The organism is Branchiibius cervicis (genome assembly GCF_042661605.1).
GTDB lineage: Bacteria > Actinomycetota > Actinomycetes > Actinomycetales > Dermatophilaceae > Branchiibius > Branchiibius cervicis.
The window spans coordinates 325586-351508 of record NZ_JBHSWJ010000002.1 but is presented as its reverse complement, the minus strand read 5'-3'; the positions used below and the strand labels follow the sequence as shown (position 1 = coordinate 351508).

General features: G+C 68.2%; 25 protein-coding genes and 1 pseudogene. 12 read left to right on the top strand and 14 right to left on the bottom strand.

The features are described from left to right. The 7 genes and pseudogenes from folE to ACFQBT_RS02055 all read right to left on the bottom strand — a co-directional run bounded on the left by folE (position 1) and on the right by ACFQBT_RS02055 (position 6770). Entirely contained in the window at positions 1-585 is a 585-nt protein-coding gene (gene folE / locus ACFQBT_RS02085) for a GTP cyclohydrolase I FolE (RefSeq protein ID WP_377820170.1), read from the bottom strand. Continuing rightward, positions 563-2597: pseudogene (gene ftsH, locus ACFQBT_RS02080) on the bottom strand (ATP-dependent zinc metalloprotease FtsH). The gene folE and the pseudogene ftsH overlap by 23 nt, the downstream one beginning before the upstream one ends. 179 nt (positions 2598-2776) lie before the next feature. Next, positions 2777-3328 (bottom strand): hypoxanthine phosphoribosyltransferase, encoded by a 552-nt coding sequence (gene hpt, locus ACFQBT_RS02075; RefSeq protein ID WP_377820169.1) that lies wholly within the window; start codon positions 3326-3328, stop codon positions 2777-2779. 5 nt (positions 3329-3333) lie between these two features. After that, complete coding sequence (gene tilS / locus ACFQBT_RS02070; protein WP_377820168.1) at positions 3334-4308, bottom strand: tRNA lysidine(34) synthetase TilS; 975 nt, start codon at positions 4306-4308, stop codon at positions 3334-3336. Between the two features lie 4 nt (positions 4309-4312). Beyond that, the gene (locus tag ACFQBT_RS02065; RefSeq protein WP_377820167.1) at positions 4313-5350 is read right to left on the bottom strand and encodes a zinc-dependent metalloprotease; all 1038 of its coding nucleotides are present in this window, start codon (positions 5348-5350) and stop codon (positions 4313-4315) included. A 17-nt stretch (positions 5351-5367) separates the two neighbouring features. Next, a complete protein-coding gene (gene dacB / locus ACFQBT_RS02060; RefSeq protein WP_377820166.1) occupies positions 5368-6525 on the bottom strand; it encodes a D-alanyl-D-alanine carboxypeptidase/D-alanyl-D-alanine endopeptidase in 1158 nt (385 codons plus the stop codon). Continuing rightward, positions 6522-6770, bottom strand: coding sequence for a hypothetical protein (locus tag ACFQBT_RS02055; RefSeq protein ID WP_377820165.1), 249 nt, complete (start codon positions 6768-6770; stop codon positions 6522-6524). Before ACFQBT_RS02055 ends, dacB begins: the two co-directional genes overlap by 4 nt. Positions 6771-6879: 109 nt before the next feature. On the opposite strand from ACFQBT_RS02055, the gene ACFQBT_RS02050 reads away from it, so the two are divergent. Both ACFQBT_RS02050 and ACFQBT_RS02045 read left to right on the top strand, forming a co-directional pair. Beyond that, positions 6880-7425: an inorganic diphosphatase gene (locus ACFQBT_RS02050; protein WP_377820164.1), complete on the top strand. Its 546-nt coding sequence runs from the start codon at positions 6880-6882 to the stop codon at positions 7423-7425. 153 nt (positions 7426-7578) lie between these two features. Further along, on the top strand, positions 7579-9351 hold the full coding sequence (locus tag ACFQBT_RS02045) for a S9 family peptidase (RefSeq protein WP_377820163.1): 1773 nt from the start codon (positions 7579-7581) through the stop codon (positions 9349-9351). 92 nt (positions 9352-9443) lie between these two features. On the opposite strand, the gene ACFQBT_RS02040 is transcribed toward ACFQBT_RS02045, so the two are convergent. Beyond that, positions 9444-10748: an MFS transporter gene (locus ACFQBT_RS02040; protein WP_377820162.1), complete on the bottom strand. Its 1305-nt coding sequence runs from the start codon at positions 10746-10748 to the stop codon at positions 9444-9446. Positions 10749-10769: 21 nt separating this feature from the next. On the opposite strand from ACFQBT_RS02040, the gene ACFQBT_RS02035 reads away from it, so the two are divergent. After that, on the top strand, positions 10770-11579 hold the full coding sequence (locus ACFQBT_RS02035) for an alpha/beta fold hydrolase (RefSeq protein ID WP_377820161.1): 810 nt from the start codon (positions 10770-10772) through the stop codon (positions 11577-11579). Here the strand turns inward: ACFQBT_RS02035 and ACFQBT_RS02030 are convergent. After that, positions 11576-11794, bottom strand: a complete 219-nt coding sequence (locus ACFQBT_RS02030) for a hypothetical protein (RefSeq protein WP_377820160.1) — start codon at positions 11792-11794, stop codon at positions 11576-11578. The two genes, ACFQBT_RS02035 and ACFQBT_RS02030, sit on opposite strands and share 4 nt — an antisense overlap. A gap of 24 nt (positions 11795-11818) precedes the next feature. Between ACFQBT_RS02030 and ACFQBT_RS02025 the strand changes: the two genes are divergently transcribed. Both ACFQBT_RS02025 and ACFQBT_RS02020 read left to right on the top strand, forming a co-directional pair. Continuing rightward, positions 11819-12235: a VOC family protein gene (locus tag ACFQBT_RS02025; protein WP_377820159.1), complete on the top strand. Its 417-nt coding sequence runs from the start codon at positions 11819-11821 to the stop codon at positions 12233-12235. 9 nt (positions 12236-12244) lie between these two features. Then, positions 12245-13063 carry a Cof-type HAD-IIB family hydrolase gene (locus tag ACFQBT_RS02020; RefSeq protein ID WP_377820158.1) on the top strand — a complete coding sequence of 273 codons (819 nt, stop codon included), beginning with the start codon at positions 12245-12247 and terminating at the stop codon, positions 13061-13063. 70 nt (positions 13064-13133) lie between these two features. Here the strand turns inward: ACFQBT_RS02020 and ACFQBT_RS02015 are convergent, their stop codons facing one another. Beyond that, positions 13134-13685, bottom strand: coding sequence for a hypothetical protein (locus ACFQBT_RS02015; RefSeq protein WP_377820157.1), 552 nt, complete (start codon positions 13683-13685; stop codon positions 13134-13136). Between the two features lie 97 nt (positions 13686-13782). Here ACFQBT_RS02015 and ACFQBT_RS02010 point away from each other — a divergent pair, with 97 nt between their 5' ends. The 3 genes from ACFQBT_RS02010 to ACFQBT_RS02000 are packed head-to-tail and all read left to right on the top strand — an operon-like array spanning position 13783 to position 17691. Further along, a complete protein-coding gene (locus ACFQBT_RS02010) occupies positions 13783-14976 on the top strand; it encodes an NAD(P)/FAD-dependent oxidoreductase (RefSeq protein WP_377820156.1) in 1194 nt (397 codons plus the stop codon). After that, the gene (locus ACFQBT_RS02005) at positions 14892-16769 is read left to right on the top strand and encodes a glycoside hydrolase family 15 protein (protein WP_377820155.1); all 1878 of its coding nucleotides are present in this window, start codon (positions 14892-14894) and stop codon (positions 16767-16769) included. The genes ACFQBT_RS02010 and ACFQBT_RS02005 overlap by 85 nt, the downstream gene beginning before the upstream one ends. 25 nt (positions 16770-16794) lie before the next feature. After that, positions 16795-17691, top strand: a complete 897-nt coding sequence (locus ACFQBT_RS02000) for an SDR family oxidoreductase (RefSeq protein WP_377820154.1) — start codon at positions 16795-16797, stop codon at positions 17689-17691. Positions 17692-17751: 60 nt separating this feature from the next. Here ACFQBT_RS02000 and ACFQBT_RS01995 read toward each other — a convergent pair whose 3' ends face one another. Further along, complete coding sequence (locus ACFQBT_RS01995; RefSeq protein ID WP_377820153.1) at positions 17752-18297, bottom strand: Dps family protein; 546 nt, start codon at positions 18295-18297, stop codon at positions 17752-17754. 79 nt (positions 18298-18376) lie between these two features. On the opposite strand from ACFQBT_RS01995, the gene ACFQBT_RS01990 reads away from it, so the two are divergent. Genes ACFQBT_RS01990 through ACFQBT_RS01975 form a run of 4 tightly spaced genes read left to right on the top strand, consistent with a single transcriptional unit; the run spans position 18377 to position 22084 of the window. Further along, positions 18377-19273, top strand: a complete 897-nt coding sequence (locus ACFQBT_RS01990; protein WP_377820152.1) for an SDR family oxidoreductase — start codon at positions 18377-18379, stop codon at positions 19271-19273. Next, positions 19192-20544 (top strand): alpha/beta fold hydrolase, encoded by a 1353-nt coding sequence (locus ACFQBT_RS01985; RefSeq protein WP_377825309.1) that lies wholly within the window; start codon positions 19192-19194, stop codon positions 20542-20544. The genes ACFQBT_RS01990 and ACFQBT_RS01985 overlap by 82 nt, the downstream gene beginning before the upstream one ends. 11 nt (positions 20545-20555) lie before the next feature. Then, a complete protein-coding gene (locus ACFQBT_RS01980) occupies positions 20556-21518 on the top strand; it encodes a GMC family oxidoreductase N-terminal domain-containing protein (protein WP_377820151.1) in 963 nt (320 codons plus the stop codon). Beyond that, complete coding sequence (locus ACFQBT_RS01975; protein ID WP_377820150.1) at positions 21422-22084, top strand: GMC oxidoreductase; 663 nt, start codon at positions 21422-21424, stop codon at positions 22082-22084. The genes ACFQBT_RS01980 and ACFQBT_RS01975 overlap by 97 nt, the downstream gene beginning before the upstream one ends. 29 nt (positions 22085-22113) lie before the next feature. On the opposite strand, the gene ACFQBT_RS01970 is transcribed toward ACFQBT_RS01975, so the two are convergent. The 3 genes from ACFQBT_RS01970 to ACFQBT_RS01960 all read right to left on the bottom strand — a co-directional run bounded on the left by ACFQBT_RS01970 (position 22114) and on the right by ACFQBT_RS01960 (position 25578). Then, positions 22114-22794, bottom strand: coding sequence for a cobalamin B12-binding domain-containing protein (locus ACFQBT_RS01970; protein ID WP_377820149.1), 681 nt, complete (start codon positions 22792-22794; stop codon positions 22114-22116). A gap of 91 nt (positions 22795-22885) precedes the next feature. After that, positions 22886-25117: a YhgE/Pip family protein gene (locus ACFQBT_RS01965; RefSeq protein WP_377820148.1), complete on the bottom strand. Its 2232-nt coding sequence runs from the start codon at positions 25115-25117 to the stop codon at positions 22886-22888. After that, positions 25114-25578, bottom strand: coding sequence for a hypothetical protein (locus ACFQBT_RS01960; protein ID WP_377820147.1), 465 nt, complete (start codon positions 25576-25578; stop codon positions 25114-25116). Before ACFQBT_RS01960 ends, ACFQBT_RS01965 begins: the two co-directional genes overlap by 4 nt. Positions 25579-25923 lie beyond the last annotated feature (345 nt).

Here is a 25923-nt window from a genome sequence, read left to right as displayed (position 1 = left end):
TCACCGCCGCGGTGCCGCGATCAGGCTCATCGCCTCTGCCCGGGTCGCCGCACTGCGCAACTGTCCCCGGACCGCCGAGGTGATGGTGAGCGCCCCGGGCTTCTTCACCCCACGCATCGACATGCACAGATGCTCGCACTCCACCACGACCAGGACACCCTGCGCACCGAGGTGCTCGACCAGAGCATCCGCGATCTGGCTGGTCAGTCGCTCCTGGACCTGCGGCCGTTTGGCGTAGACGTCCACCAGTCGGGCGATCTTCGACAGCCCGGTCACCCGGCCCGACTTCGCCGGGATGTACCCGACATGGGCGACTCCGTGGAATGGCACCAGGTGGTGTTCGCAGGTGGAGTACAGCTCGATGTCCCGCACGATGATCAACTCGTCGTGGGAGACGTCGAACGTGCGGTTCAGGACATCCTGGGGCTCCTGCCACATGCCGGCGAACTGCTCGGCGTACGCGCGCGCCACCCGGCCGGGGGTGTCGCGCAGACCCTCACGGTCCGGGTCTTCACCCAGTGCCAGGAGCAGTTCCCGGACGGCCGCAGCCGCCCGGTCCAGATCAACCTTCGGTGGGATTGACATGCCCGTTGCTGGACCCGTCGACGAAACCACCCTCAGGGACCTCGACGATCACTTCGGCCGGCAGCTTGTCCTCTTCCGGCTTCTCTCCCCGGGCGAGGGCTTCCTTCTCCGCCGGAGTCATGACCGGCGGACGGTCCGAGACCAAGCGCCGATCACTGGAGAGCCAGACCTGGCGCCGCGGGCGCTTGTGCACGTCCTTGAACAGTTCGGCCAGGGCGTCGGCGTTGAGGGTTTCCTTCTCGAGGAGTTCGAGGACCAGGTTGTCCAGGATGTCGCGGTTGTCGTTGAGTGCGTGCCACGCCTCGTCGTGCGCGGCCTCAATGAGCCGGCGCACCTCTTCATCGACGGTGCCCGCCAGCACCTCGGAGTAGTCGCGCTCATGACCCATGTCCCGGCCGAGAAAGACCTCGCCGTTACCGGAGCCGAGCTTGATCGCACCGATCCGCTCGCTCATCCCGAACTGCGTCACCATCTTGCGCGCCAGTCCGGTGGCCTTCTCGATGTCGTTGGAAGCCCCGGTGCTCGGGTCGTGGAAGACGATCTCCTCCGCTACCCGGCCGCCGAGGGCGTAGGCCAGCTGGTCGAGCAGCTCGTTGCGCGTGGTGGAGTACTTGTCGTCGGCCGGCAGCACCATGGTGTAGCCCAACGCCCGACCGCGCGGCAGGATCGTGATCTTGCTGACCGGCTCGGTGTGGTTCATCGCCGCCGCCACCAGTGCGTGACCGCCCTCGTGGTAGGCGGTGATCTTGCGTTCCTTCAGGCTCATCACCCGCGTGCGCTTCTGCGGGCCGGCCATCACCCGGTCGATCGCCTCGTCCAGCGCGCGGTTGTCGATGATCTGCGCATTGCTGCGTGCGGTCAGCAATGCGGCCTCGTTCAACACGTTGGCCAGGTCGGCGCCGGAGAAGCCGGGGGTCCGGCGGGCAACGGTCAGCAGGTCGACGTCGGGCGCCATCGGCTTGCCCTTGGCGTGCACCTGCAGGATGTGGTGCCGGCCGGCCATGTCCGGGGCCTCGACCGCGATCTGCCGGTCGAAGCGGCCCGGCGCAGCAGCGCCGGGTCCAGGATGTCGGGCCGGTTGGTCGCCGCGATCAGGATGACGTTGGTCTTGACGTCGAAGCCGTCCATCTCGACCAGCAGCTGGTTCAGGGTCTGCTCGCGCTCATCGTGCCCGCCGCCCAGGCCGGCGCCGCGGTGCCGTCCGACGGCGTCGATCTCGTCGACGAAGATGATCGCGGGCGCATTGGCCTTGGCCTGGTCGAACAGGTCACGCACCCGGGAGGCACCGACACCGACGAACATCTCGACGAAGTCCGAACCGGAGATCGAGTAGAACGGGACCCCGGCCTCACCGGCGACCGCGCGGGCCAGCAACGTCTTACCGGTACCGGGCGGGCCGTAGAGCAGCACACCCTTGGGAATCTTCGCGCCGACGTCGAGGAACTTCTTCGGGGCCTGCAGGAACTCCTTGATCTCGTGGAGTTCCTCGACCGCCTCGTCCGCACCCGCCACATCGGCGAAGGTCACCTTCGGCATGTCCTTGGTCGCGAGCTTGGCCTTGGATTTGCCGAACTGCATCACCCGCGAGCCGCCGCCCTGCATCTGCGAGAGCAGGAACCAGAACAGGCCGAGGAGCAACAGGAAGGGCAGCAAGCTCAGGAGCAGGCTCACAAAGACGTTCTGCTTCTGGGTGTCGTCATCGAAGCCCTGGGACGGGGGTTCTCGTTCAGCAGGTTGACGATGCTCGAACCGCGGGCGGTGACGTAGTTCGCCTGGACCTTGCTCAGGTTGGCGTTGCCGTCGATCTCCACCGGCTTGGTCAACGTCAGGCTCACCGAGTCGGGCGTCAACTTCGCCGACTCGACGTTCTTGTTCGTGATCTGCTCGATCGCCTGGGACGTGGTGATCTGGTTGTAACCGCCGACGCTGCCGACGCTGAACCAGATGACGCCCGCCACCACGACGAGCGCAAGCCAGAGCCCCGGACTACGGATGAGCTTCTTGAAATCCATGTACCTGCCGGGCTGTGCCCGATCCTCCCGGTCGGCGCGACCGGGGTCGCGACTGCCAAAACAACTGCGAATGAACTTGCTCAGGACGCTACACGCCGCCGTGAAGAGCAGCGAACGCCGTCCACCATCGCCAACGTCCGGGGCGTCGTGGGTGTTCCACAGCCCTCGGACCACCCAGTTTACGAATAAACGTGCGGAGCGAGTGTGCCGATGTCGCGCAGGTTGCGGTAACGCTCGTCATAGTCCAGCCCGTAGCCCACGACGAACTCGTTCGGAATGTCGAAACCGACGTACTTGCACTCGATGGTGACCTTGGCGGCGTCCGGCTTGCGCAGCAGCGTGCAGATCTCCAGGGAAGCAGGGCCCCGGGACAGCAGGTTGCTGCGGATCCAGTTCAGCGTCAGCCCCGAGTCGATGATGTCCTCGACGATCAGCACGTGCCGGTCGTGGATATCGGTGTCCAGGTCCTTCAGGATCCGTACGACGCCGGAGGATTTGGTGCCCGAACCGTAGGAGGACACGGCCATCCAGTCCATCGGCACACTGGTCGGGAGCGCCCGCATCAGGTCAGCCATGACCATGATCGCGCCCTTCAGGACCCCCACCAGCAGGACGTCCTTGCCCTCGTAGTCGACCGCGATCTGCGCCGCGAGCTCATCGAGGCGCTCATGGATCTCGCGCTCGGTATAGAGCACATGGTCGAGGTCACCGGAGATGTCCGAGGCATCCATGGCACCTATTCAACTAGACGTGACCGACCGGGTGAGGGGCCGACCTCGATCCGGCCCTCGCGTCGACTGACCCGGACCCCACCGGGTACGTCGATTCCCACCTGGCCGTGCCAGTCACCCAGGAGCCGCTCGAGTGCGTCGATGTGCACCTTGGCGGTCTCGGGAAACAGCCGGCGCCACACGCGCCGCCGGACGGGTTCGACCAGTCGGCTCAGTTCCCGCACGGGCCACGGCGGCGCACCCAGGGCAGCGGTTGCGGTAGCGGCCAACTCATCCAGGCCGTCGGCGTCGGACCGGGCCAGGCTCGCCGTACGGGCCAGACCGGCTACCACCCCGGGACCCAGGGCGTCCTCCAAGGCGGGCAGGATCTGCCGGGCGCGGACCCGGGTATACCGCGGGTCACGGTTGTGCGGGTCGTCCCACCAGGTCAGGCCCTGAGCTGCGCAGGCGGCTTCGGTCTGGGCGCGGGTGATGTCCAGGAAGGGCCGCACGAGCCCCCGCTGCGCATCGAAGGTGGCCATCCCGGCGATCGACCGCAGACCGGAGCCCCGCGCCAGCCCGAGCAGCACCGTTTCGGCTTGGTCGTCGCGGGTGTGCGCCAGCAGGATCGCGCTCGCGCCGAGGTCCTGCGCGGCATCGGTCAGCACGGAGTACCGGGCGTTTCGCGCGGCATCCTCCGGACCGCTGCCCTGCTGCGCCACCTGCACCCGCACCACCAGCGACGGCTCCAGACCAAGCGCTCCGCATTGCTGCGCGGCCCGGGCCGCGACCTGGCCGGAGCCGGACTGCAAGCCGTGGTCGACCACGACGGCGGCGCCCGCGACGGACAAGCGCGGTGCCTCGAAGGCTACGGCGGCCGCGAGGGCCAGCGAATCGGCTCCCCCTGAGCACGCCACGACGACTCGCTGTCCGGCCGCCCCGTCCAGCACCCGGCGTACCGCCGATCGGGTCGCGGCGACCGCGGGATCGGGTCCGGGCATCAGGTCAGGGGTGCACCCGCGCGACCCAGGCGGCGGGGTTCTCGATCTCCCGCGCGGTCGGCAGCGTCTGCGGCGAGGTCCAGACCTGGTTGAAACCGTCGATGCCCACCGCGTCGACGACCGCGCGCACGAAGACGGCGCCGTCGCGGTACTGACGCATCTTGGCGTCCAGGCCGAGCAGCCGGCGCAGCAAGCGGTCGACGCCGCCGGAGCCGCCGCGCCGGGCGGTGAACTTGCGACGGATCTCGGCAACGGTGGGTACGACCTGCGGACCGACGTCGTCCATGATCACGTCCGCGTGCCCCTCCAACAGGGACATGACGGCGGTCAGATCGGCCATCTTCTCGCGTTGCTGCGGCGTCGTGACCAGATCGGCCAGGCCGCCGCCGCCTTCGCGCAGCATTCCCGGCAGCGCCCGCAGCGCCTGCTGCAGCCGGTCGCCCAGTTGGTCGGGGTCGGGTACGAGGTCAAGCATCAGCTCCCGGGTGCGCTCGATCATGTGCTCGCGCAGCCAGGGCACTCCGGTCAATTGGACGCGGTGGGTCTCCTCGTGCAGGCACACCCACAGCCGGAAGTCGGTGGGATCGACCGCAAGCTCGCGCTCGGTGGCCACGATGTTGGGGGCCACGAGCAGCAGGCTCGGCGTGCCACCGGGGGCGATGTCGAACTGACCCAGCACCTTGCCGGCCACGAATCCGAAGACGGCCCCCACCTCTGCCGCGCCGACCTTGGCCGACACGGCGCGGCTCACCGGGCCGGGCTGCTTCTTGGCGAACACCTGCTCGATCACCGGGTCCAGCAAGGCCGATGTGGAGGCCAGGTTGATATCGGTCCAGACGGTGCGATCGACGATCAGCACCGGCGAATCAGCGCTGGACGGCGAATGCATGCGGGCGGTTTCCGCCACCGGACCCCGGGCCCGCTGCGCGGCATCGCGCAGATCCTCCACGGCGGCGTGCGCCTCGCCGAGGCTGACATCCGGGCCATCCTGGATCAAGCGGTGGGCGACCTTGCCCGCAGCGGCCCAGTCGACGAAACTCACGCGGCCAGCCTATGGCTTCACAGGGACACGACGGCAGCCACCACGTTGTCGATGGCGGCGCGCGCTCCGTACGGGCCCTGTGATTGCGGGCCGTTGGTGATGATCGCGAAGACCAGCAACCGTCCGCTCTGCGTCCGGACCGTGCCTGCCAGCGAACTCACCCCGGTCAGGCTGCCGGTCTTGGCCCGGACCTGGCCGGCGCCTGCATTGTTGGTCGATTGCAGGAACCGGTCGTCCATCGTGCCGTTCCAACCGCCGACCGGTAGCCGGCTCATGACCTCCTGGTACCGGGCGTCGGCACCGCTGGCGCCCTTCTCCAGCAGGTCGGCCAGCAATCGTGGCGGAAAGCTCGTGCCGTCGGCGAGCCCGCAGACATCCGCAAGTTTCACGCCGCTCACGTCGAAACCGCTCTGGGCGACGGTGTCCATCACCCATGCGGTCAGGGACGCGTCGTCGCCCGCGACCCCCTTGGTGAACGCCGCCTGCCGCACCAAGGACTCGATCATCGCGTTGTCGCTGTCCTGCAATGCCATCCCGAGTACGTCGACCAGCGGCGCCGACTGCACCGAACCCAGGGTGGTGCCGTCGGCCGGGCCCGACGAGGCGAACCCGGCGACGGTGATGCCTTGTGCGGTGAGGTTCTTGGCGAACGCCGCCGTCGTCGCCTTCACCGGGTCGGCGACGGCCGGAATGCCGGCCTTTGCGCGCTGCGTGGACAGGCCGAGCATGGCGATCCGGGCCGTGTATCCCATGCCCAGATAGGCCGGATCCCAGCCGGGGACGGTGAGCGGACCGGGAGCGTACGCCGTGTTGACCGCGATCACGACCGAGGTCTGCCCCTTCTTCTTCAGGGCCGTGGCGACCTGGGTCGCGAGGTCGCCGAGACCGGCGTATCCGTTGACGCTGCTGGGGTCGCCCTTCCCGGGGTTGAGCGCGGTGTCTCCCCCGGCCACCAGGACGATCTGGTTGCCGCTACCGGCGACGACCCGGGTGGTCAGTCGGTGCTGCAGGTCCATGGTGTGCGACACCGCCCACGCCGACAGCAGCTTGGTGACCGAGGCCGGCTCCATCGGGGTGCTGCCCGAAGCATCGAAGAGGGTCTGCCCGCTTCGGACATCCCGGATCACGACACCGGTCTTGGTGCCCAGCCAATTACTGGCCAGCGGTTGTTTCACCGCGGCAGCGACCTGTGCGGGCGTGATCGCAGCGTCCGGGGTCGAGGGATCGGAGGTGGGCGACGGGGACGGTGAGGGGGCGCGATGCTGGAGGTCGGCGTACCGGAAGCTCCCGGTGAGGCCAGCGGCGCCCGCGGCGCGTCGGCCAGGGTGAGGAAGCCGGGGACCTTGTCGAAGATGTCGAGGGTCAGGTAGCCGGCGAGCAGCACGAGGATCGTGGCGACGCTGAGCAGCGCCTTGCGCATATCACTCTCCTGCCCTGGGTTGGGGGCGCGCGCCCCGGTGCGCCAGACTGTCGGGCGGAAACCCGCAGCGACCCACCGGTCGCGACCCTACGTCAACGAGGCAGTATCGATGAGCACCGACAACAGCGCCCAGCTCGAATTCGACGTCAGCGTGGAGATCCCGCGCGGGACCCGCAACAAGTACGAGATCGACCACAAGACCGGCCGCATCCGGCTGGACCGGCGCCTGTTCACCTCGATGGTCTACCCCACCGACTACGGGTACATCGAGGACACCCTCGGTGAGGACGGCGACCCGCTGGATGCGCTGGTGCTGTTGACCGACTCGGTGATCCCCGGCGCGATCGTGGAAGCGCGGGCTATCGGTGTCTTCAAGATGGTCGACGAGGCCGGCGGCGACGACAAGATCCTGACCGTGCCGGCGGGCGACCCGCGCTGGGACGCCATCAACGACATCGATGACGTGGAGCCCTTCCTGCTCAAGGAGATCGCACACTTCTTCGAGACCTACAAGGCGCTCGAGCCGGGCAAGTCGGTCGAGGAGGGCTCGCACTGGGTGGGTGCCGCCGACGCGCAGAAAGTCGTCGCCGAGGCCATCGCGCGGGCGCAGGCCGAGGGCTTCTCGACCGCCCGCTGGGTAGTTCCCGGGCACTGATCCCATGCCGACCGCACCCTTCGGGTCCTGGGAGTCCATCGTCACGACCTCGATGCTGACCTCCCAGAGCGTCGGCCTGTCCAGCCCGATCCTCGACGGCGAGACGCTCTACTGGCTGGAGTCGCGTCCGTCGGAGCAGGGGCGCGTGGGTCTGTGGCGGCGGGATCCGGGGGCGAGCCGCAGCTGGTCGTCCCCGCGCCGTTCAACGTGCGCACCCGGGTGCACGAATACGGCGGAGGGGCGTACGCCGCCCGGCTCGGGGTCGTGGTCTTCTCCGACTTCGCCTCGGGCCAGGTCTTCCGGGTCACCGACGACGGCCCGATGCCGTTGACGCCCGCCGGTCAGGGCTTCCGGTACGCCGATCTGCGGGTGCACGCCGGACGCGGACTGGTGCTGGCGGTGCGGGAAGACCACTCCGGCGGCGGTGAGCCGGTGAATGAGATCGTGGCCTTGCGATTGGACGAGGAAGGCCCCGGCACGGTCCTGTGCACCGGCGCCGACTTCTATTCCGACCCGCAACTGTCGGCCGACTGCGAACTGGCGTGGACGCAGTGGGATCACCCGGCGATGCCATGGGACGCGACCCTGGTCCGACGCGGCGTACTCACCTCCGACCTGACCGTGGTCGACGTGACGGACGTTGCCGGTGGACCGCACGAATCGGCGATCCACCCGCGATGGGCTCCCGGCGGCGACCTGCTCTTCGTCTCCGACCGCACGGGCTGGTGGAATCTCTACGCTCAGAGCGGCTCCACCGTCACCGCGCTGCACCCCGATGAAGCCGAATACGCCGGCCCGCAATGGGTTTTCGGTCTGTCCCCCTACGTCGCCCTCAGCACGACGCACGTGCTGGCCACTCGCACTTTCGCCGGGGTCACCTCGCTGGTCGTGATCGAGCGGGGCACCGGGGAGGCGATGACCGTCCTGCCAGCCGGGGGAACCGAGTCACTGACCTCATGGGGCGGGACGGCCGCCGCGTTGATCAAGGCACCGGACGAACCGTTGCGGTTGGCCACGATCGGCCTGGAGTCGGGACAGTGGACCGACGTCCGTCACGCCAGCCCGCAATCCCTTCCGGCGGAATGGGTTGCGGCTCCACGACAGGTCAGTTGGGCCAGCACCGTGCCGTCGGTGCCGGGTGAGGTGCACGGGTTGTACTACGCGCCGACCAATCCCGACTTCGCGGCGCCCGAGGGTGAGTTGCCGCCGCTGATCGTGGAGTCGCACGGCGGTCCGACGGCTGCCGCGTCGTCCGGCTTCAGCCTCGCGGTGCAGTACTGGACGTCACGCGGCTTCGCGGTGCTGGATGTCGACTACCGCGGGTCGGCGGGTTATGGACGTCCGTATCGCGATGCGCTGCAGGGTAATTGGGGCATCATTGACGTCGAGGACTGCGCCGCCGGGGCAGTGGCGATGGCGCAGCAGGGACTCGCCGATCCGCAGCGGTTGATCGTGCGCGGTGGCAGCGCGGGCGGCTACACCACCCTGCAGTCCCTCGTTGCGACCGACACCTTCGCGGCCGGGGTCAGCTACTACGGCATCGGCGATCTGGAGATGCTGGCGCGGGACACCCACAAATTCGAGTCCCGTTACCCCATCGGCCTGGTCGGCCCGTATCCGGCCGCGGCCCGGACCTATCGGGACCGGTCACCGATCCACCATCTGGATCAGCTGTCGGCGCCGATGCTGCTGCTGCAAGGGGCCGACGACATGGTGGTGCCACCCAACCAGGCCGAGGCGATGGCCGATGCGGTGCGCGCCAAGGGCCTGCCGGTGGCGCTGATCCTCTTCGAGGGCGAGGGCCACGGCTTCCGTCGGGCAGACACCATCACGACTGCTACCCAGGCCGAACTCTCCTTTTACGGAAGGGTTTTCGGCTTCACACCGGCTGACTCGCTGCCGCCGGTCGAGATCGACAACCTGTAGCCGTTGCACTTGCTCGCAAATCTTCACATTCTCGGTCGTCCGGTGAGGCATCGTCCGAGAAAGCGCTGATTGCCGACAATGTGAGAAGCGCGTCAGCGGCCGAGGGGGCGCAGGTGGGCGTATTCGTCCTCAGTGTCGACCAGGGCACGGGTCTTACGCCGCAGCAGCAGGATCATCACGACGCCAACGCCCCACACGGCGTACTGGACCGACATCGCGGCGCGGAAGCCGTCCAAGGTGTACGCCGAGGCGCCGCCGGGATTGACCTTGTCCAGCACGACCCCGATCAGCCAGATCGTCGACAAGGATGCCGTGAAGCCGCCGACGTTGACGATGCCCGTCGCCGAACCGATCCGGGCCGGCGGGTTGAACGTGCGGGCCAGGTCGAAACCGACGACCGATCCCGGCCCGCCGATCGCGATCACCACGACCAGCAGGATCAGTAGCCACAGCGGCGCACGCCCGGGCCACAACAGCACCGCGGTCCACACCACTGCCATGGCCGCGACGATCCACAGCACGGACTGCGAGCGCCGGTAGGGGAACCGCGCGGAGAAGACCCCGATCAACGGACCGGCGATCGAGGAACTGACCACCATGATCGACAGCAACGTGCTGGCCATACCGGTCGACAACCCCTCCCCCGCGGTCAGGAACGGGAAACCCCAGATCAGCGCAAAGACTGTCGCCGCGAACTGTGAGGTGAAGTGGCACCACAGCCCGAGTTTGGTGCCCGGGTGCGCCCATGCCGCCCGCAGCGCCTGGGTCACCGCGCGCAGCCGCACCTCCTCCTGGCGATGGCTGACGTACGGCGAGTCCTTGACGATCGCGAGCAGCGCCACCCCGAAGAGGACGCCGGCCAGCGACGCCACCAGGAAGGTCTTCGTCCAGCCCCAGTCGTGCAACGCCACCGCGAGCGGGCCTGCGGCCACGAGCGCGCCGACCTGGCCGATGAGACCGGTGAACTGCGTGATCACGGCGGCCCGCCGCGAAGGGAACCACAGCGCCACGATCCGCAGCACCGACACGAAGATCATTGCGTCACCGGCACCGATCACGACGCGGGCGATGAGGCCCGCCGGATAGCTTGCGGCGAAGGCGAATCCGGCCTGCGCCACGGTCATCAGCACCAGCCCGGTGATGAGCAGCACCTTGGACCCGAACCGGTCCAACAACGCGCCCACCGGCACCTGCAACGCGGCGTAGACGAACAGTTGCAGCATCACGAACGTGCCCAACTGAGCCGAGGTGATGTGGAAGCGCTGCGCCGCGATGATGCCGGCGACGCCCAAGGAACTCCGGTGGAAGACGGCCAGGAAGTAGATGCTGACCGCGGTGCCCCACACCAGATAGGCCCGGCGTCCGCCGAGGGGGTATCTCAGGGCGGGATCGGTCATGACTCTGCCAGGCTAGTGCGCGTGGACTCCTTCACCCGAAACGGCCTGACCTTCGACGTCACCGACCGCGGCCCCGCCGACGGACCGGTCGTGATTCTGCTGCACGGTTTCCCCCAGGACCGCACCGCCTGGGACCAGGTGACACCGCTGCTGAACGAGGCCGGACTACGGACGCTCGCCCCCGATCAACGCGGTTACTCCCCGCGCGCCACGCCCCGCGGCCGATCGGCGTACGTCGTGCCGGAGTTGGTCAAGGACGTTGAGGCGCTGATCGATGCCAGCGGCCAGGAGAAGGTGCACCTGGTGGGGCACGACTGGGGCGGTGGGGTCGCGTGGGCCGCCCGCAGTGCGCTGGCCGACCGGCTCTGGGCGGTTACCGTGCTCTCGACACCGCACACCGCGGCGATGCTGAAGTCGCCCAGCCAGTGGCCGCACTCGGCGTACATGGTGGGGTTCCAGATCCCCTGGGTCGCCGAGCGGGCCGTCCAGCGCACCCTGCCGGGCCTGTACATCAAGGGCGGCGTCGCCAAGGAGCAGGCCCTGCACTACGCGGACCGGTTCAAGGATCCGAACTCACTCACCGGCCCGCTGAACTGGTACCGCGCGATGCTGAGCAAGACGCCGTCGACGCCGCGAGGCCCCAGGAGTCAGGTGCCAACCACGTATCTGTGGGGCAGCCGAGACCCGTTCCTGGGCCGGGCAGCGGCCGAGCGCACGGCTGAGTTCGTCTCGGGAGACTACGAGTTCCGGGAAATCAACGCGCAGCACTGGTTACCGGAGACCAACGCCCGCGATGTGGTCGATGCGATCACGCGGATCGCGGCGCCCTAATTCTTCTTCTGCGGCTCGCCGGGCTTGCCCAGGATCGGGTAGACCGGCGGCGGGGGCGGGCCGTTGCGCAGCCTGCGGCGGTGCCCGACGTAGGCCATGACCGCGAAGATGGCGATGAAGAACAGGGCCAACCCGAAGAAGCCGAGGGCGATCCCGATCGGATGGCCCGTCGGCTCATCGATACCGGCCATCGGTAGCGGAGACTGCGCATTCACCGCTCAAGTGTGCCACCGTGACCTATGGCTATTCGAGGACGGATCCCCCGCGGCTGGCTCGGTGTCGTGCTCGACGCTCCCGACGCGCGGGCGCTGGCGCATTTCTACTCCGATCTGCTCGGCTGGCCGTTGGCCGACGACGAACCGGACTGGTGCAGCCTGCAGATGCCGGATCTGCCGGTGAACCTCGCCTTCCAGACCGAGGCGGGGTACGTCGCGCCGACCTGGCCCTCGGACACCACCCACCAGCAGATGCAGCTGCATCTGGACCTGGAGGTGGACGACCTGGCCGGTGCCCTGGAGGATGCCGTCGCTCTGGGTGCCCGCCCGGCGGACTTCCAGCCCCAGCACAACGTGCGGGTGATGTTCGATCCGGTGGGACACCCGTTCTGCCTCTACGACAATGACCTGCCCGAGCCCGGGCTACCGATCACTTCCTAAGCTGGCCGGGTGCCTTCCCTGGATCTGCCCGATCACGCCGACGTCCGGCTCGTCGCCGCCGACATGGACGGGACCCTGCTCGACGGCGATGGTCAGGTCCCCAGCGACTTGTGGCCGCTGCTGGACGAGATGCGTTCCCGCGGCGTGGTTTTCGCCCCGGCGAGCGGCCGCCAGTACGCCACCCTCGAGCGCACCTTCGCCGCCCACTCGCAGGGAATGGTGTTCATCGCCGAGAACGGCACGTACGTCGTGCGCGACGGCGCCGAGATCAGTTCCGACACGCTGGAGGCGGGCGTCGTGGTGTCCATCGTCGAAACGCTGCGGACCCGGTCCGACCTGGATCTAGGCGTGGTGGTCTGCGGCAAGCGATCGGCGTACGTCGAGCGCAACGACCCGGCCTTCCGTGCGGAGGCGGACAAGTACTACGCCCGCCTGGAGGTGCTGCCCGACGTTCTGGACTACGAGGACGACGTGCTCAAGGTCGCGGTCTACGACTTCGAATCGTCCGCGACCGGTGCCGGTCCGGCGCTGGAGAAGTTCGCGCGCAGCCATCAGGTGGTGGTCTCCGGCCAGCACTGGGTCGATGTGATGAACCGCGGCGTGGACAAAGGCCAGGCGCTGCGGCGGCTGCAGGAAGCGCTGGGGGTGACCCGCGATCAGACCGTGGCGTTCGGGGATTACCTCAACGACAAGGAGCTCCTGGAGGCAGCGGGCATCTCGTACGCGATGGCCAACGCCCACCCCGACATCAAGAAGGTGGCCCGTTTCGAAGCACCCGCCAACACCGACGACGGTGTGGTGCGCGTCGTGCGCACGCTACTGGGTTAGCGCTTGCGCGCGCTGCGGTCCAGCGACCAGCGCACCAAGGCGGCTGAGAACACCGCGGTCCGTTGCGGCCCTACCAGGTCCGCCAACTCGTGCGGGTCGCTCGGATAGCCCAACTGCGTGGCCGCACGCCGGGCGCGAGTGTCGAAGAACGGCCGCACCGTGGGCCAGACCGCCTGCACCTCCCGGCAGAAGATGGCCGACCCGGTCGGCCCGATCCGGGGAACTCCTGCAACGCCTTGCGCAGCGCCGGCACGCCGCCTCGGTCATCGGGGGTGAGCCGGCGCAGATCGCCGTGAAGCCGGTCACGCACCTGTTCGGCCTGTTGCGCCAGGTAGTCCGCGGTGCTCTCGTCGTACCGGCGGTAGCCACCCCGCCCCAGCGCATCCACCCGCTCCTGCCAGGTCGACTCCAACAGATGTGTCGGTGTGCGCCACCCGGCCCGGAACAATTCGGACGCGGCGCGCGCGGCCGTGTCAGCCGAGATCCTGATCGACGAGAGCATCGTGAGAACGAGCAATTGATAGAGCGGAGCAGGCTTGTCCCGCAGAGTGATTCCTGCTTCTTGCGCGTACGTCGTGCCGTACGTGTCCAGCAGCCCGTCCGGCGTGATCCGATAGGCCATGGGACCAGCGTGCCCGGGTCAACAGCATTGGGACCACCTGACCGGGTACATACCCAGAGCCGTTGTCGGTCCCCGTCGGTCGTGGTTGCGTTGGACTATGGCCGATTCCACGCACTTCGACTACCTGATCATCGGCGGCGGAATGTCGGCAGACACCGCCGCGCGCGGTATCCGCGAACTCGACGAGACCGGGACCATCGGCATCCTCAGCGAGGACGTCGATGAGCCCTATACGCGCCCCGCGCTGAGCAAGAAGCTGTGGACCGATCCCGAATTCACCTGGGATCAGGTCCCACTCGGTACGGCCGCGGCCACCGGCGCACAGATCCGCCTGCAGTGCTCAGTTGCGGCCGTCCGACCGGACGAGCACGAGGTCGACACCACCGACGGCGACGTCGTCAGCTACGGCAAGGCGGTGATCGCGACCGGTGGAGCGCCCCGGCTGTTGCCGCTGCCCGCCGGCCCGAACGTGTTGCCGTTCCGGTCCGCCCAGAACTACCGCGAGTTGCGGGCACTGGCCGACCGACACGGCCGGATCGCCGTCGTCGGCGGCGGCTTCATCGGTACCGAGCTAGCGGCCGCGCTGGTGCAGAACGGTGTGGAGACCGTGCTGGTCCATGAGGGGTCAGTGGTCGGTGACAACGTCTTCCCGCCCGACCTGGCCAAACATTTCGAACAGCTCTTCGTCGACGCTGGCGTGGAAGTCATCGGCGGCACAAGGGTCGTCGGTGGTGAGGTCACCGAGGATGGCGTGCGGCTCGACCTTGCCGACCACGATCCCGTCACGGTGGACGCGGTCGTCAGCGGCTTGGGCATCACCCCGGTGGTGGACCTGATGGAAGGGTCGGGCGTCACGGTCGACGACGGCATCCTGGTGGACGAGCAGTTGCGCACGTCCGCGCAGGACGTGTGGGCATGCGGCGATGTCGCCAACTACCCCGACCGCATCCTCGGCCAGCGGCGGGTGGAACACGTCGACAACGCCGAGCAGATGGGCAAGGCCGCCGGCCGCAACCTGGCCGGCGCCGGACAGCCGTACGCACACACGCCGTACTACTACTCCGATGTGTTCACCGCCAGCTACGAAGCGGTCGGTCGCCTCGACGGATCCCTCGACGTCGTCGAGGACTGGCAGGAACCGTTCGACACCGGGGTCCTCTACTACCTGGACGACGGCAAACCGGTCGGCGTGCTGCTGTGGAACGTATGGGATTCCACCGACGCCGCCCGCGAGGTGCTGGCACACGCCGACTCCCTGTCCCGCGACGACCTGATCGGCAGGATCCGCTGAGCGCCTACCGGCCGATTGAGTCCTATGCCCCCATCGGCGACGGGCGCACGGTCGCCCTGATCGGCCGCGACGGACAGATCGACTGGTTGCCGTTGCCGGGCCTGGCCGCCCGGCCGATCTTCTCCCGTCTGCTGGATCCGGAGACGGGAGGCTGCCTGGAGTTGCGCCCGGTCGAGGACTTCGAGAGCACCCGGCGCTATCTGGAGGGCACGAACGTTCTGGAGACCACCTTTCGTACGCCGTCCGGTGCGGTCCGCGTGACCGACGCCATGGTCTCCGGGATCGCCGGGCGTCTGCCGTGGGCGCAGTTGTCGCGCCGGATCGAGGGCGACTCGGGGCAGGTGGCGATGCGCTGGACGGTGCAGCCCGGCACCTCCTGGGGTACCGCCTCACCGTGGGTCGAGCACACCGACGGTCACCAGGTCATGCGCTGCGCCGACGTGACTCTGGCGCTGGTGGGCACGGGCCACGGGCCGGCGGATCCGATCCACGATGCCCCCGGCGGCCCCGTCCTGCACGGCGGATTCACGACCCGCGAAGGCAGTCGGCATGGCCTGGCTCTGGTCGCGACGGAGGCCGAGCCGGTGCATCTGCCGGACCCCGACCTCATCGGTGACGGCATCGATCGGACCGTCGCCAACTGGCAGGACTGGTCGCAGGTCTTCCACTACGACGGCCCGTGGGCCAAGGAGGTCCAGCGCAGCGCGCTCGCCCTGAAGTTGTTGATCTACAGCCCGACCGGAGCGATCGCCGCCGCCGCGACCTCCTCCCTGCCGGAGAGCCCGGCCGGCGGCAAGAACTGGGACTACCGGTTCGCGTGGGTGCGCGACCTGGCGTACACCGCGCGTGCGCTCACCCGGTTCGGCCTGCGCGAGGAGACCCACGCGGCGTTGTCCTGGATGCTGCGCACCATCCGCGACGCCGGCCCGAAGATGCACGTCATGTACACCCTGGACGGTGGCCCGGTCCCGCAGCCCCGGCAGTTCGACGTACCCGGATGGCGTGGGATCGGCCCGGTCGTGCACGGTAATCCGGCGCAGGACCAGCTCCAGCTCGGCGCATACGGTGACCTGTTCGCGATCTGCCGCACCTATGTCGACGCGGGAAACCTAGTGGACCTCAAGACCGGCCGGTTGCTGGCCAAGGTCGCCGACACCGTCGCCGACCTGTGGCGACGCCCGGACTCCGGCATTTGGGAACTGCCCGAACTGCGCCACTACACCTGCTCGAAGATGAGTTGCTGGAAGGCGCTGGAGGACGCTGTTGCACTGGCGGAATCCAGTGCCATCCCCGGAAACAGCGAGCGATGGCAGACCGAACGCGACCGGATCCGGGCGTGGATCGAAAAGCATTGCTGGTCAACAGAACTCGGCTCGTACGTCGCCTACGCCGGCGGCTCCGACCTGGACGCTTCCGTGCTGCTCCACGCCCCGACCGGGTTCGATCGCGGCGAGCGCATGTCCGCCACCATCGACGCGGTCACCGAAGCCCTCGGCGCGGACGGCCTGCTCTATCGCTACTCCGGGATGCAGCAGGAGGAGAAGACCTTCGTGGCGTGCGCGTTCTGGCGCGCACAAGCCCTCGCCTGCGTCGGGCGGCACCAGGAGGCCGTGGACCAGATCGACCGCCTCGTGGCCGCCTCGAACGACGTCGGCATCTACGCCGAGATGATCGACCCCGACGACGGGTCGGCCTGGGGGAACACACCCCAGGCCCTTAGCCACCTGGGCCTGATCAACGCCGTACTGACCATCGCCGAACTCGTCCCCGACGAGATTCTCGGCAACCGCTGAACCACCCACCGCTGGAAGGAAAACCATGACCCGCGATCAATACACCCTCACCGACCCCACCACGATGTACCAGGACAACGAGCCCCAGGCGCAGAAGCTGGACGGTCCCGGCACCGACGCCGAGATGACTCCCGCTGCCGACCTGGGCGAGGAGACCTATCGCGGCACCGGCCGCTTGACGGGCCGCAAAGCGCTGATCACCGGCGGTGACTCCGGTATCGGCGGGGCGACCGCCATCGCCTTCGCCCGCGAAGGTGCCGACGTCGCCATCAGCTATCTGCCCGAGGAGGAAGAGGACGCCCAGCGCATCGCCGGACTGATCCGCGACGCGGGTGTCTCGGCGTACACCTTCCCCGGGGATCTGACCGACGCGGCGTTCTGCAAGTCGTTGGTCTCCGATGCGGTCGACGCGCTCGGCGGGTTGGACATCCTGGTCAACAACGCCGGCAAGCAGCAGTTCAACGAGGACCTGACGACGTTGTCCGACGAGGAGTTCGACGCCACGTTCAAGACCAACGTCTATGCGATGTTCTACATCACCAAGGCCGCGCTCCCGCACCTGAAGCCCGGGTCGACGATCATCAATTCGACGTCCGTGCAGGCGTATTCACCTGCGGCAATCCTGGTCGACTACGCCTCGACCAAGGCAGCGATCAACACCTTCACCAAGGCGCTGGCCCAGCAACTCGCCCCTAAGGGCATCCGCGTCAATGCGGTCGCTCCGGGACCGGTGTGGACCCCGTTGCAGCCGGCGGGCGGCCAGCCCCAGGAGAAGCTGAAGGATTTCGGCTCCGAGTCACCGATCGGCCGGGCCGGTCAACCCGCGGAGCTGGCCCCGGCGTACGTCTTCCTCGCCTCCCCTGAGTCCAGCTACGTCGCGGGCGAGACGCTCAGCGTCAACGGCGGGATGCCGACCCCCTGATCCCGCACGTACGACGCCCGCCCGGTCACGCGGACCGGGCGGGCGTTGGTGCGCCAGGGCTCAGTTCTTCTTGGGCACGCGGTTCTCCGCGGACACCATCCAGGACAGCTGCTCCAGCCGCTCGAGAATGCTGTGCAGGATGTCCGCGGTCGTCGGGTCCTCCTCGTCGACCGCGTCATGCACGTCGCGGCACGTGTGCGCGACATCGTCGATGCGCTCGGTCATGAGGTCGATCACGTCGGTGGTGAGGACCTCACCCTGCGGGAATTCCGGCAGCGTCGTGGACTGCGCCACGATGTCGCTGCGACCGTCGGGCAGCGCGTGCAGCGCCCGCATCCGCTCGGCAATCGTGTCACCGAATTCGCGGGCGGCGTCGATGATCTCGTCCAGCTGAAGGTGGGTGTCGCGGAAGTTGGTGCCGACGACGTTCCAGTGCGCCTGCTTGCCCTGAAGGGACAATTCGATCAGGTCCACCAGGACTTTCTGCATGTTCTTCGTCAAAGCCGCCGATGCCGCGAAACCGGTCTCGGCGTTCTCTTCCTTCGTGCGCTTGGCACCCACACCTCCGGGTGCTTTGCGATTGTTCGTCTTCTCGATCGTGGTCATGATTCGACGCTAACAACTCTCACCCGATGGGCTACACCAGCACGGGTGGGACAGCCGGATGTGGCCCTAGCGTGACTATGTGCCCGCCGATCAACTGACCTTCGACAACCCCCTCGAGCGTTACTCCCGGGTGGAGCCGCCGCTGCAGCACCAGGACGAGCCTGCGGTCCAGGACAAGATGTCGCCGGTTCCCGATCTGGGCGAGAAGACCTACCGCGGCACCGGCCGGCTACGCGGCCGTAAAGCTCTGATCACCGGCGGTGACTCCGGCATCGGCGGCGCGACGGCCATCGCCTTCGCCCGCGAAGGAGCCGACGTGGCCATCGTGTACCGCGCGGGAGAAGAGGACGACGCCGCGCACGTACTGACCGAGATCACCAACGCCGGTTGCACCGGTCACGCCATCGTCGCGGACCTCGCCCATGCGCCCGACTGCCAACGGGCTGTGTCCGAGGCCCTCGATGCGCTCGGCGGGCTTGACATCCTGGTCAGCAATGCCGGCAAGCAGACAGCCGTCGAATCCGTGCTCGACCTGCCCGATGAGCAGTTCGAACTGACCTTTCAGACCAACCTGTTCGCTTTCTTCCGGCTCGTCAAGGCCGCTCTGCCACACCTTCCGGCCGGGGCCAGCATCATTGCCACCGCATCGCTCGAGGCGTACAAACCCGCACCGGACCGACTGGACTACGCGGCATCGAAAGCGGCGATCAACAACTTCGCCAAGGGCCTGGCCCAACAACTGGCCCCCAAGGGCATCCGCGTCAACGTCGTGGCGCCCGGGCCGACCTGGACCGCCCTCCAGGTCTCCGATGGCGTCTCGGATGACCAAATGGTGCACTTCGACGACGAGAGCACCTATCGGCGGGCCGGGCAGCCGGCGGAGATCGCGCCCGCATTCGTATTCCTTGCGTCCGCCGAATCCAGCTACGTATCCGGGGAGACGCTGAACGTCAACGGCGGGATGGTGACCCCCTGAGCCGCCTGACCGCCGTCGCGCTACCCGGCCTCGGACTTGACGCGCACTACTTCGACCAGCTCGCCGTCGGCCTGCGATCCCAGGACATCGACCTGCTCGCGCTGGATCTGCGCGATGCCGGCTCGGTCCACGATCTCACGTCATCGGTGATCGCTCGGATCGCTGCCGAGGTGCGCGGTCAGTGGATCCTTATTGGACACAGTATGGGCGGCAAGATCGCCAGTTCTGTTGCCGCGCGGACACTTTCGGGGCAGATCGGACTCTTCGGGCTGCTCGGGACCGTGCTCCTGGCTCCCTCTCCGCCGACCCCGGAGCCGATGGATGAGGACCGCCGGGACACCATGCTGGACTGGGCTGCCGACGGTTCCATCGGTTCCTCCTCCGCCGCGGAGTTCATCGCCCAGAACGTCGCAGCACCCCTACCGTCCGCCGACCGGCAACGAGTCCTGGACTCTGTCACGGGGTGCCCCGCCAACGCCTGGCAACAGTGGCTGACCACCGGCTCGAAGGAGGACATCTCCGAGCAGGTCGGGACCCTTCCGTTGCCGGCGCTGATCCTCGGCGGGGACCAGGATGAAGACCTGGGAGCGGGCGCCCAGCCCGGGTTGCACGCAGGCACTTATCCGCGGGCGTCGTACGTGACGGTCCCGGACTGCGGCCACCTGATCGCCCTGGAACAGCCGGCGTTCCTGCTCTCCCGCGTCCTGGACTTCATCCGGACCCGGGTCCGGAGCGCCCCCGAAGTGCCCGACCAGTGGTGCGCGCTGCTCGCCTCCGAGCGGACCATCCCCGCCGTACGCCGATCGTTGGCGCTGCGAGCGATCCCCGACGACCCGGCGTACGCACCCAGCGTCCTGTCCCCGCAGCAACTGACCACCCTCCGGCTCCTCGCGGACGTCGTTGTCCCGCAGTCCGGTCCGGCGATCGATGTTGCCGCACGGGTCGATGCCCAGTTGGCCCGGGGCGAGGGCGACGGATGGCGGCCGAACGGGCAGCCCGCCGACCCGCAGGCCTACCAGGCAGGGCTGGATCATCTCGCCGACACCCAGATCGACCGGGGAACCGTCGAAGCTCTCATCGACGATGCGTGGTTCGAGGACGCTCGCGTCGACCTGGTCCGCCAGTGGCTCGGCCATCCGGCCTCGATGGCCCGGATCGGTTACGACGGATTCGCCGCCGGCTCCATCGCCACGGTCGGTCGAGGCTTCCATCTCATCGGCCCCGGGGAGCGCGACGCGTGGGAACCGAGTGAGTTGGGGACAGCGCTGTGAAGCTGGACGGGATGCGGCGGTTCGCACGCTCCGCCGAGGTCGACGCCGTCATCGTGGGCACCGGTGCGGGCGGTGCGCCCATCCTGGCGACGCTGGCTGCCAGAGGACTGGACGTCGTTGCGATCGAAGCGGGCCCGAATTTCGAGGTCACCGACTTCAGCGCCGACGAGGCGGACGCCGCGAAGATCAACTGGATGTCCGAGCGACTGTCCGGCGGCGACGACCCGACCGCGTTCGGTCCCAACAACAGCGGCCGCGGTGTCGGCGGCTCGACCCTGCACTGGGGAGCCTTCACGCCCCGGCCCGACCCGCGCGATCTACGGCTGCGCCAGACCACCGGCGAAGGTTGCGACTGGCCGGTGGACCCGCAGGAGATGACCGGATATCTGCGGCAGGCCGAACGCGACATCGGCGTGAGCGGCCCGACGCCGTACCCGTGGGATCCGGACCGGGTCTACGACCAGGCGCCGGTCGCCCGCAACGGTCCGGCCCGGTTGGTCGCGGCAGGATGCGAGGCGCTGGGCATCACCGCCACGGACGCCCCGGCTGCCGTGCTGTCCGCAGCGCGCACGCAACCCGGCTTCGGGCAGCGGCACACCTGCGTGAACTGCGGACAATGCCACCAAGGCTGCCGGTTCACCGCCAAGGGTTCGATGGACACCACCTATCTGCCGGCCGCGATCGCAAGCGGTGCTGAGATCCGGTCGGATTCGATGGTCACCGGCATCGAGCTCGATGCTCAGGGCCGTGTGGCTGCGGTGATCTACCAGCACGACGGCCGCACCCAGCGGCAGCGCTGCCGCACCCTGTTCCTGTGCGCCGGCGGGATCGAAACCCCCGGCTGCTCCTGCACACCGGCCTGGCCAACAGCAGCGGGATGGTCGGGCGCAACTTCCTGGCCCACGGCGGCACCCAGGTGTGGGCGCAGTTCGACGCGCCGATCCGCAACTACCGCGGTTATCCCTCCGCACTGATCACCGAGGATTTCGTCCGACCCCCGGATGCCGACTTCGCCGGCGGGTACCTGATCCAGTCACTGGGGGTGATGCCCGCGACGTACGCGACGTCCTTGGTGCGCGGCGGCGGCCTGTGGGGTGAGGAACTGATGACGGCGTTGGAGCACAGCCGGTTCACGGCGGGTATCGGGATCAACGGCGAGTGCCTGCCTTCGGATCGCAACCGACTCGAACTAGCCGACGAGACCGATGAATTCGGCGTCCCGCGGGCCTGCGTCAGCTTCAGCGCCGGGCCCAACGAACAGGCCATCGACGGCCACGCGACGCAGACCATGACCCGGATCATGGAGGCGGCCGGCGGACACCACCTGCGGGTGCTCGCGCGCACCGCGCACACCCTCGGGACCTGTCGCACCAGCGACGACCCGGCCGAGGGCGTCGTCGACGGCGACCTGCGAAGTCACGACGTGCCGAACCTGTGGATCTGCGACAACTCAGTTTTCCCCAGTTCGCTCAGCGCCAACCCGGGACTGATCACGATGGCCCTGGCGCTACGGACCGCCGATCGTTTCCTGGCGGGTTGAGAGGCCCGGCCGGCTGCTAGGCACCGACGTCAGGAAGCACCGACGTCGATCGGTATGGGGAGCTCGGTTGCCGCGGCGAGCACCTGGTCGCCCGCCACCCGCCAGTCGGCGGAGAGCGCGCTGACGCCGGGGATCGACGTACGGTCGCCCAGCGGACCGGCCACCAGTACCGGCGCCGAGTGCGCCAGCAGCTTCACCACGGCGGACCGGTGCCGCAGGCCGGCGGGCTTCATCCCCGACAGGACGCAGGCCTTGGCCGAGCACGAGCGCACCGCGGCGGCGGTCGCCTTCCACGGTGTATCGGCGCCCAGGACCACCGGGGTGAGCCCACGCTCCAGCAGCATCAGTGAGAACAGATGACTGGGCAGGTCGTGCAGCTCACCGGGCGGGCAGGACATCACGACCGGCGTCTGCACCTGGCTGCGGATCGCCGGGCGACGGAAGTCGGCCATGACCGAACGGATGATGCGCGAGGCATGGTGCTCGTGCAGAACGCTCAACTGACCGCTTGCCCACATGTCGCCGACCCGCCGCAGCACCGGAATGAGCACATCGGCGACCACGAGGTCGGTGCCGCCACTGCTCTGGAATCCCAGGATGAGTTCCCGCATCGTGTCGGCATCCAAACCCAGAATGGCGTCGAAGATCTCGTCGCGACCCTGCAACACGGTCGCCGCGTTGTCCGCCGAGTCGTGCACTGCCGGTCCCATCCGTAGGTGTGTGGCACAGCCGTACCAATTGCGAACCTATGCGCTCGCCCGACGGGCCCACCACGCCCCTACGGGGGAAGTGACCGATCCGTTACAGAGCGATCTCCGGCTTGATATCCGCGACCTTCCAGATCCGGCGCCGGTAGGCGGCCGCCGCCGTGAGCGCCAGGCTGCCGATCAGGTAACCGGCCAATACGAGTACGTCGGTGCGCACCTCACTGACCGGCGCGCCGTACATCAGGTGGCGCAGCCCGTCCACGGCGTAACTCATCGGCAGCACGTGATGGACGACCTGCAACGCCGGAGGCAGGGTCTGCCACGGGAACGTGCCACCGGCGGAAGCCAGTTGCAGCACCAACAACACCAGACCGAGCAGCTGGCCGACCGGGCCGAGCCACGCATTGAGTGTGTGCACGATCGCCACGAAGGTGACCGCGGTCAGCCCGAGGAACAGCAGCACCGGGATGCTCTCCAGCACGCTGATGTCCACGACCCGCACCACGATGGTCAACATCACCAGCACCTGTGCCACGGCGATCGCCGCCGGCGTGAGCCATCCGGCGAGCGCCGTGCGGCCCGGGCCCTGCCGGGCGGCGATGGCTCGCCGCGACAAGGGCCGCACCAGCAGGAACATCACGTAGGCGCCCACCCACGCGCCGATACAGCAGAAGAACGGGGCCAGCCCCGCGCCGTACGATCCGGCCTCGGCTTCGGCGACATCCTGGGTCTTGATCGGCGAAGCGATCGTGCTGGCCGTCGCGTTGCGACCGTCCTGATCGAGGTCGGGGATGGACCCCAGGCCCTCCCTCAGCCCGTCAGCCAGTTGCTTCGACCCGGTCACGGCCGAGCCGAGCCCCTTCTGCAGATCGCGCGCGCCGGTGGCCAGTTGCCCGGCACCGGTCTGTAGTTTGCGGGCGCCGCTGTCCGCCTGGCCGATGCCGGTCTGCAACTGGCGCGCCCCGCCGTCGACCTGCTGCGCACCCGAATGCAGTTGTTGCGCACCCGAGTTGGCCTTCGCCGCGCCGTCCTTGAGCTGGTAGGCGCCATCCCTTGCCTGTTGCTGGCCGGAGACCAGTCGGTTGCTGCCGCTCTGCGCGGTGCCGAGCCCGTCGACCAGTTTCTGGGAGCCGTCGACCAGCTGGTGGGCTCCCGTCGCAACCTGTTTCGAACCGCTCGCGAGCGTGTCCAGCTGTCCTTTGTCCTGCTGGACCTTGGTGTTCAGGTCGTCCAGCGGTTTGCGGACTTCGTCCAGTTTGGCCAGGATCTCCTGCTGCGTCGCTTCGGGTAGGCCCGAGGCCTTGAGCTTCTCGACCAGATCGGCGCGGATCGTGTCCAACTGACCGTGCGCGGTTTGCGAGGCGCCGGCGATCTTGTCGCCGATGTCGGCGATCTGCTGGTTGCCGGCTGCGACCTGGTCGGCGCCGCTCGCGAGTTTGACGGCACCTGTGTGCAAATCGGTGGCACCGGTCCGGGCGGTGCCGATCCCGGTGTTGAGCGTCTTCTGCCCGCTGAGCAACTGGTCCTCGGCGGTCGCGAGCCGGTCGGCGCCACTGGACAACGTGCTGGTGCCGTCGGCCAACTGTCCGCTGCCGGTGACCAACTGACCGGTCCCCGTCACCAGCTGACCCGACCCGGTCACCAGCTTGCCCGTGCCGTCGACCAGGGTGTCCGTGCCGGTCTTGAGCTGATCGGCTCCGGAGACGAGTTTGCCGGCCCCGCTCTGAGCCGAGAGCAGCCCCGTGTGCAGTTGATCGGCCCCCTCGCCGGCCTTCTTGATCTGCTGGTGGATGGTCGAGAAGCCCAGCAGGAAGCTGCTGGCTGCCTGTTCACTCACGTTCTGCTCGATCGATCGGGTGACCCTGCTCAGCACCTGGTCGGCGATGGTCGAGGACAGGTAGTTGTTGGCCTCATTGGTGGTCAGGATCAACGGGGCCCGGGTCGGGTTGAAGTCGGCGGTAGACGCCAGCGCGGCCGAGAAGTTCTTGGGAATGGTGAGCGAGAAGACGTACGAGCCGTCGCTGACTCCCCGGGCCGCCGTGTCGGCGTCGACCTCCTGCCAGTCGAACGAACCGTCGCCCTTCAGGTTCTGCGCGATCTGCGGGCCGACATGGATCGTGCCGCTGTTCTGCGACTTCGCCGGTTGATCCTGTACGACGACCGCGGCTTTGACCTGGCTCAGCGCGCCGTAGGGGTCTCGGTTGGCCCAGAGGTACAACCCGGCGTACAGCGTCGGGATCATCATGATCGCGACGACCGCCAGGGTCGGCCACTTACCGGAGGTCAGTCGGCGCCACTCGCTCAGCGCCATCCGGAATGCCTTCATGCCGCCACCCCGCCGATCCAGACCAGGCCTTCATGGGAGCGGACCGTGGGACTCGTCAGTTGCAAACAGACCGCCATCCCCTCGGCGGCAGCCGCTTGAGCGACCGTCAGTGCTTGGTCGTACGTCGTGCCGTACCGATCCGGGCAGCACACCACCAACGCTTCGATACCCGGGCGATGCGTCGCCATCTCGGTCAGCATCTCGATCCGGAACTGCCCGGACAGGTGCTCGATCCGGGTGTTGCGCAGCTCGTCGGCGTCGTGTTCGTGCAGCCAATGCGTCACGCCGGAGCGCCCGGCCGGCAGCTGGGCGATCGCCAGCTCCTCTCCGACGACGGTCTTGAGCGGCAGCACTTCGTCGGGGTCGCACACCTCGGGCACGTCCACCAGGGCGGTGATCCGGCGCAACCGGTGATTGTCCGACCGTCCGTCCACCAGGACCCGGCCTCGGTCCGGCGCCATCCGGCCCGACAGCACCAGGAGAGCGCGGTGTGGCCCGCACCCGGAATGCCCGCCACCACCGTGACCTCACCGGACTCGAGCGTCAGGCTGGTCGGCTCCAGGAGAACGCCATGCGGTCCGTCCACACTGACCTTGTCGGCATCGATCTGCATGACCATCAGTGTTTCACCGCTGCCCTACCCGCCCCGCCTCACGTGAGGGGCGCCGTGCCGCAGCTCACACCACCCGCCGGGGGATGTACGGGTCGAAAACCGGCTCGGTAGATTCACGACATCCCACCCCGCCCCGACACCACCCGCGCATCCTGCGCGGGTCGACGAAAGGGCACCACACAATGCCAAGTCT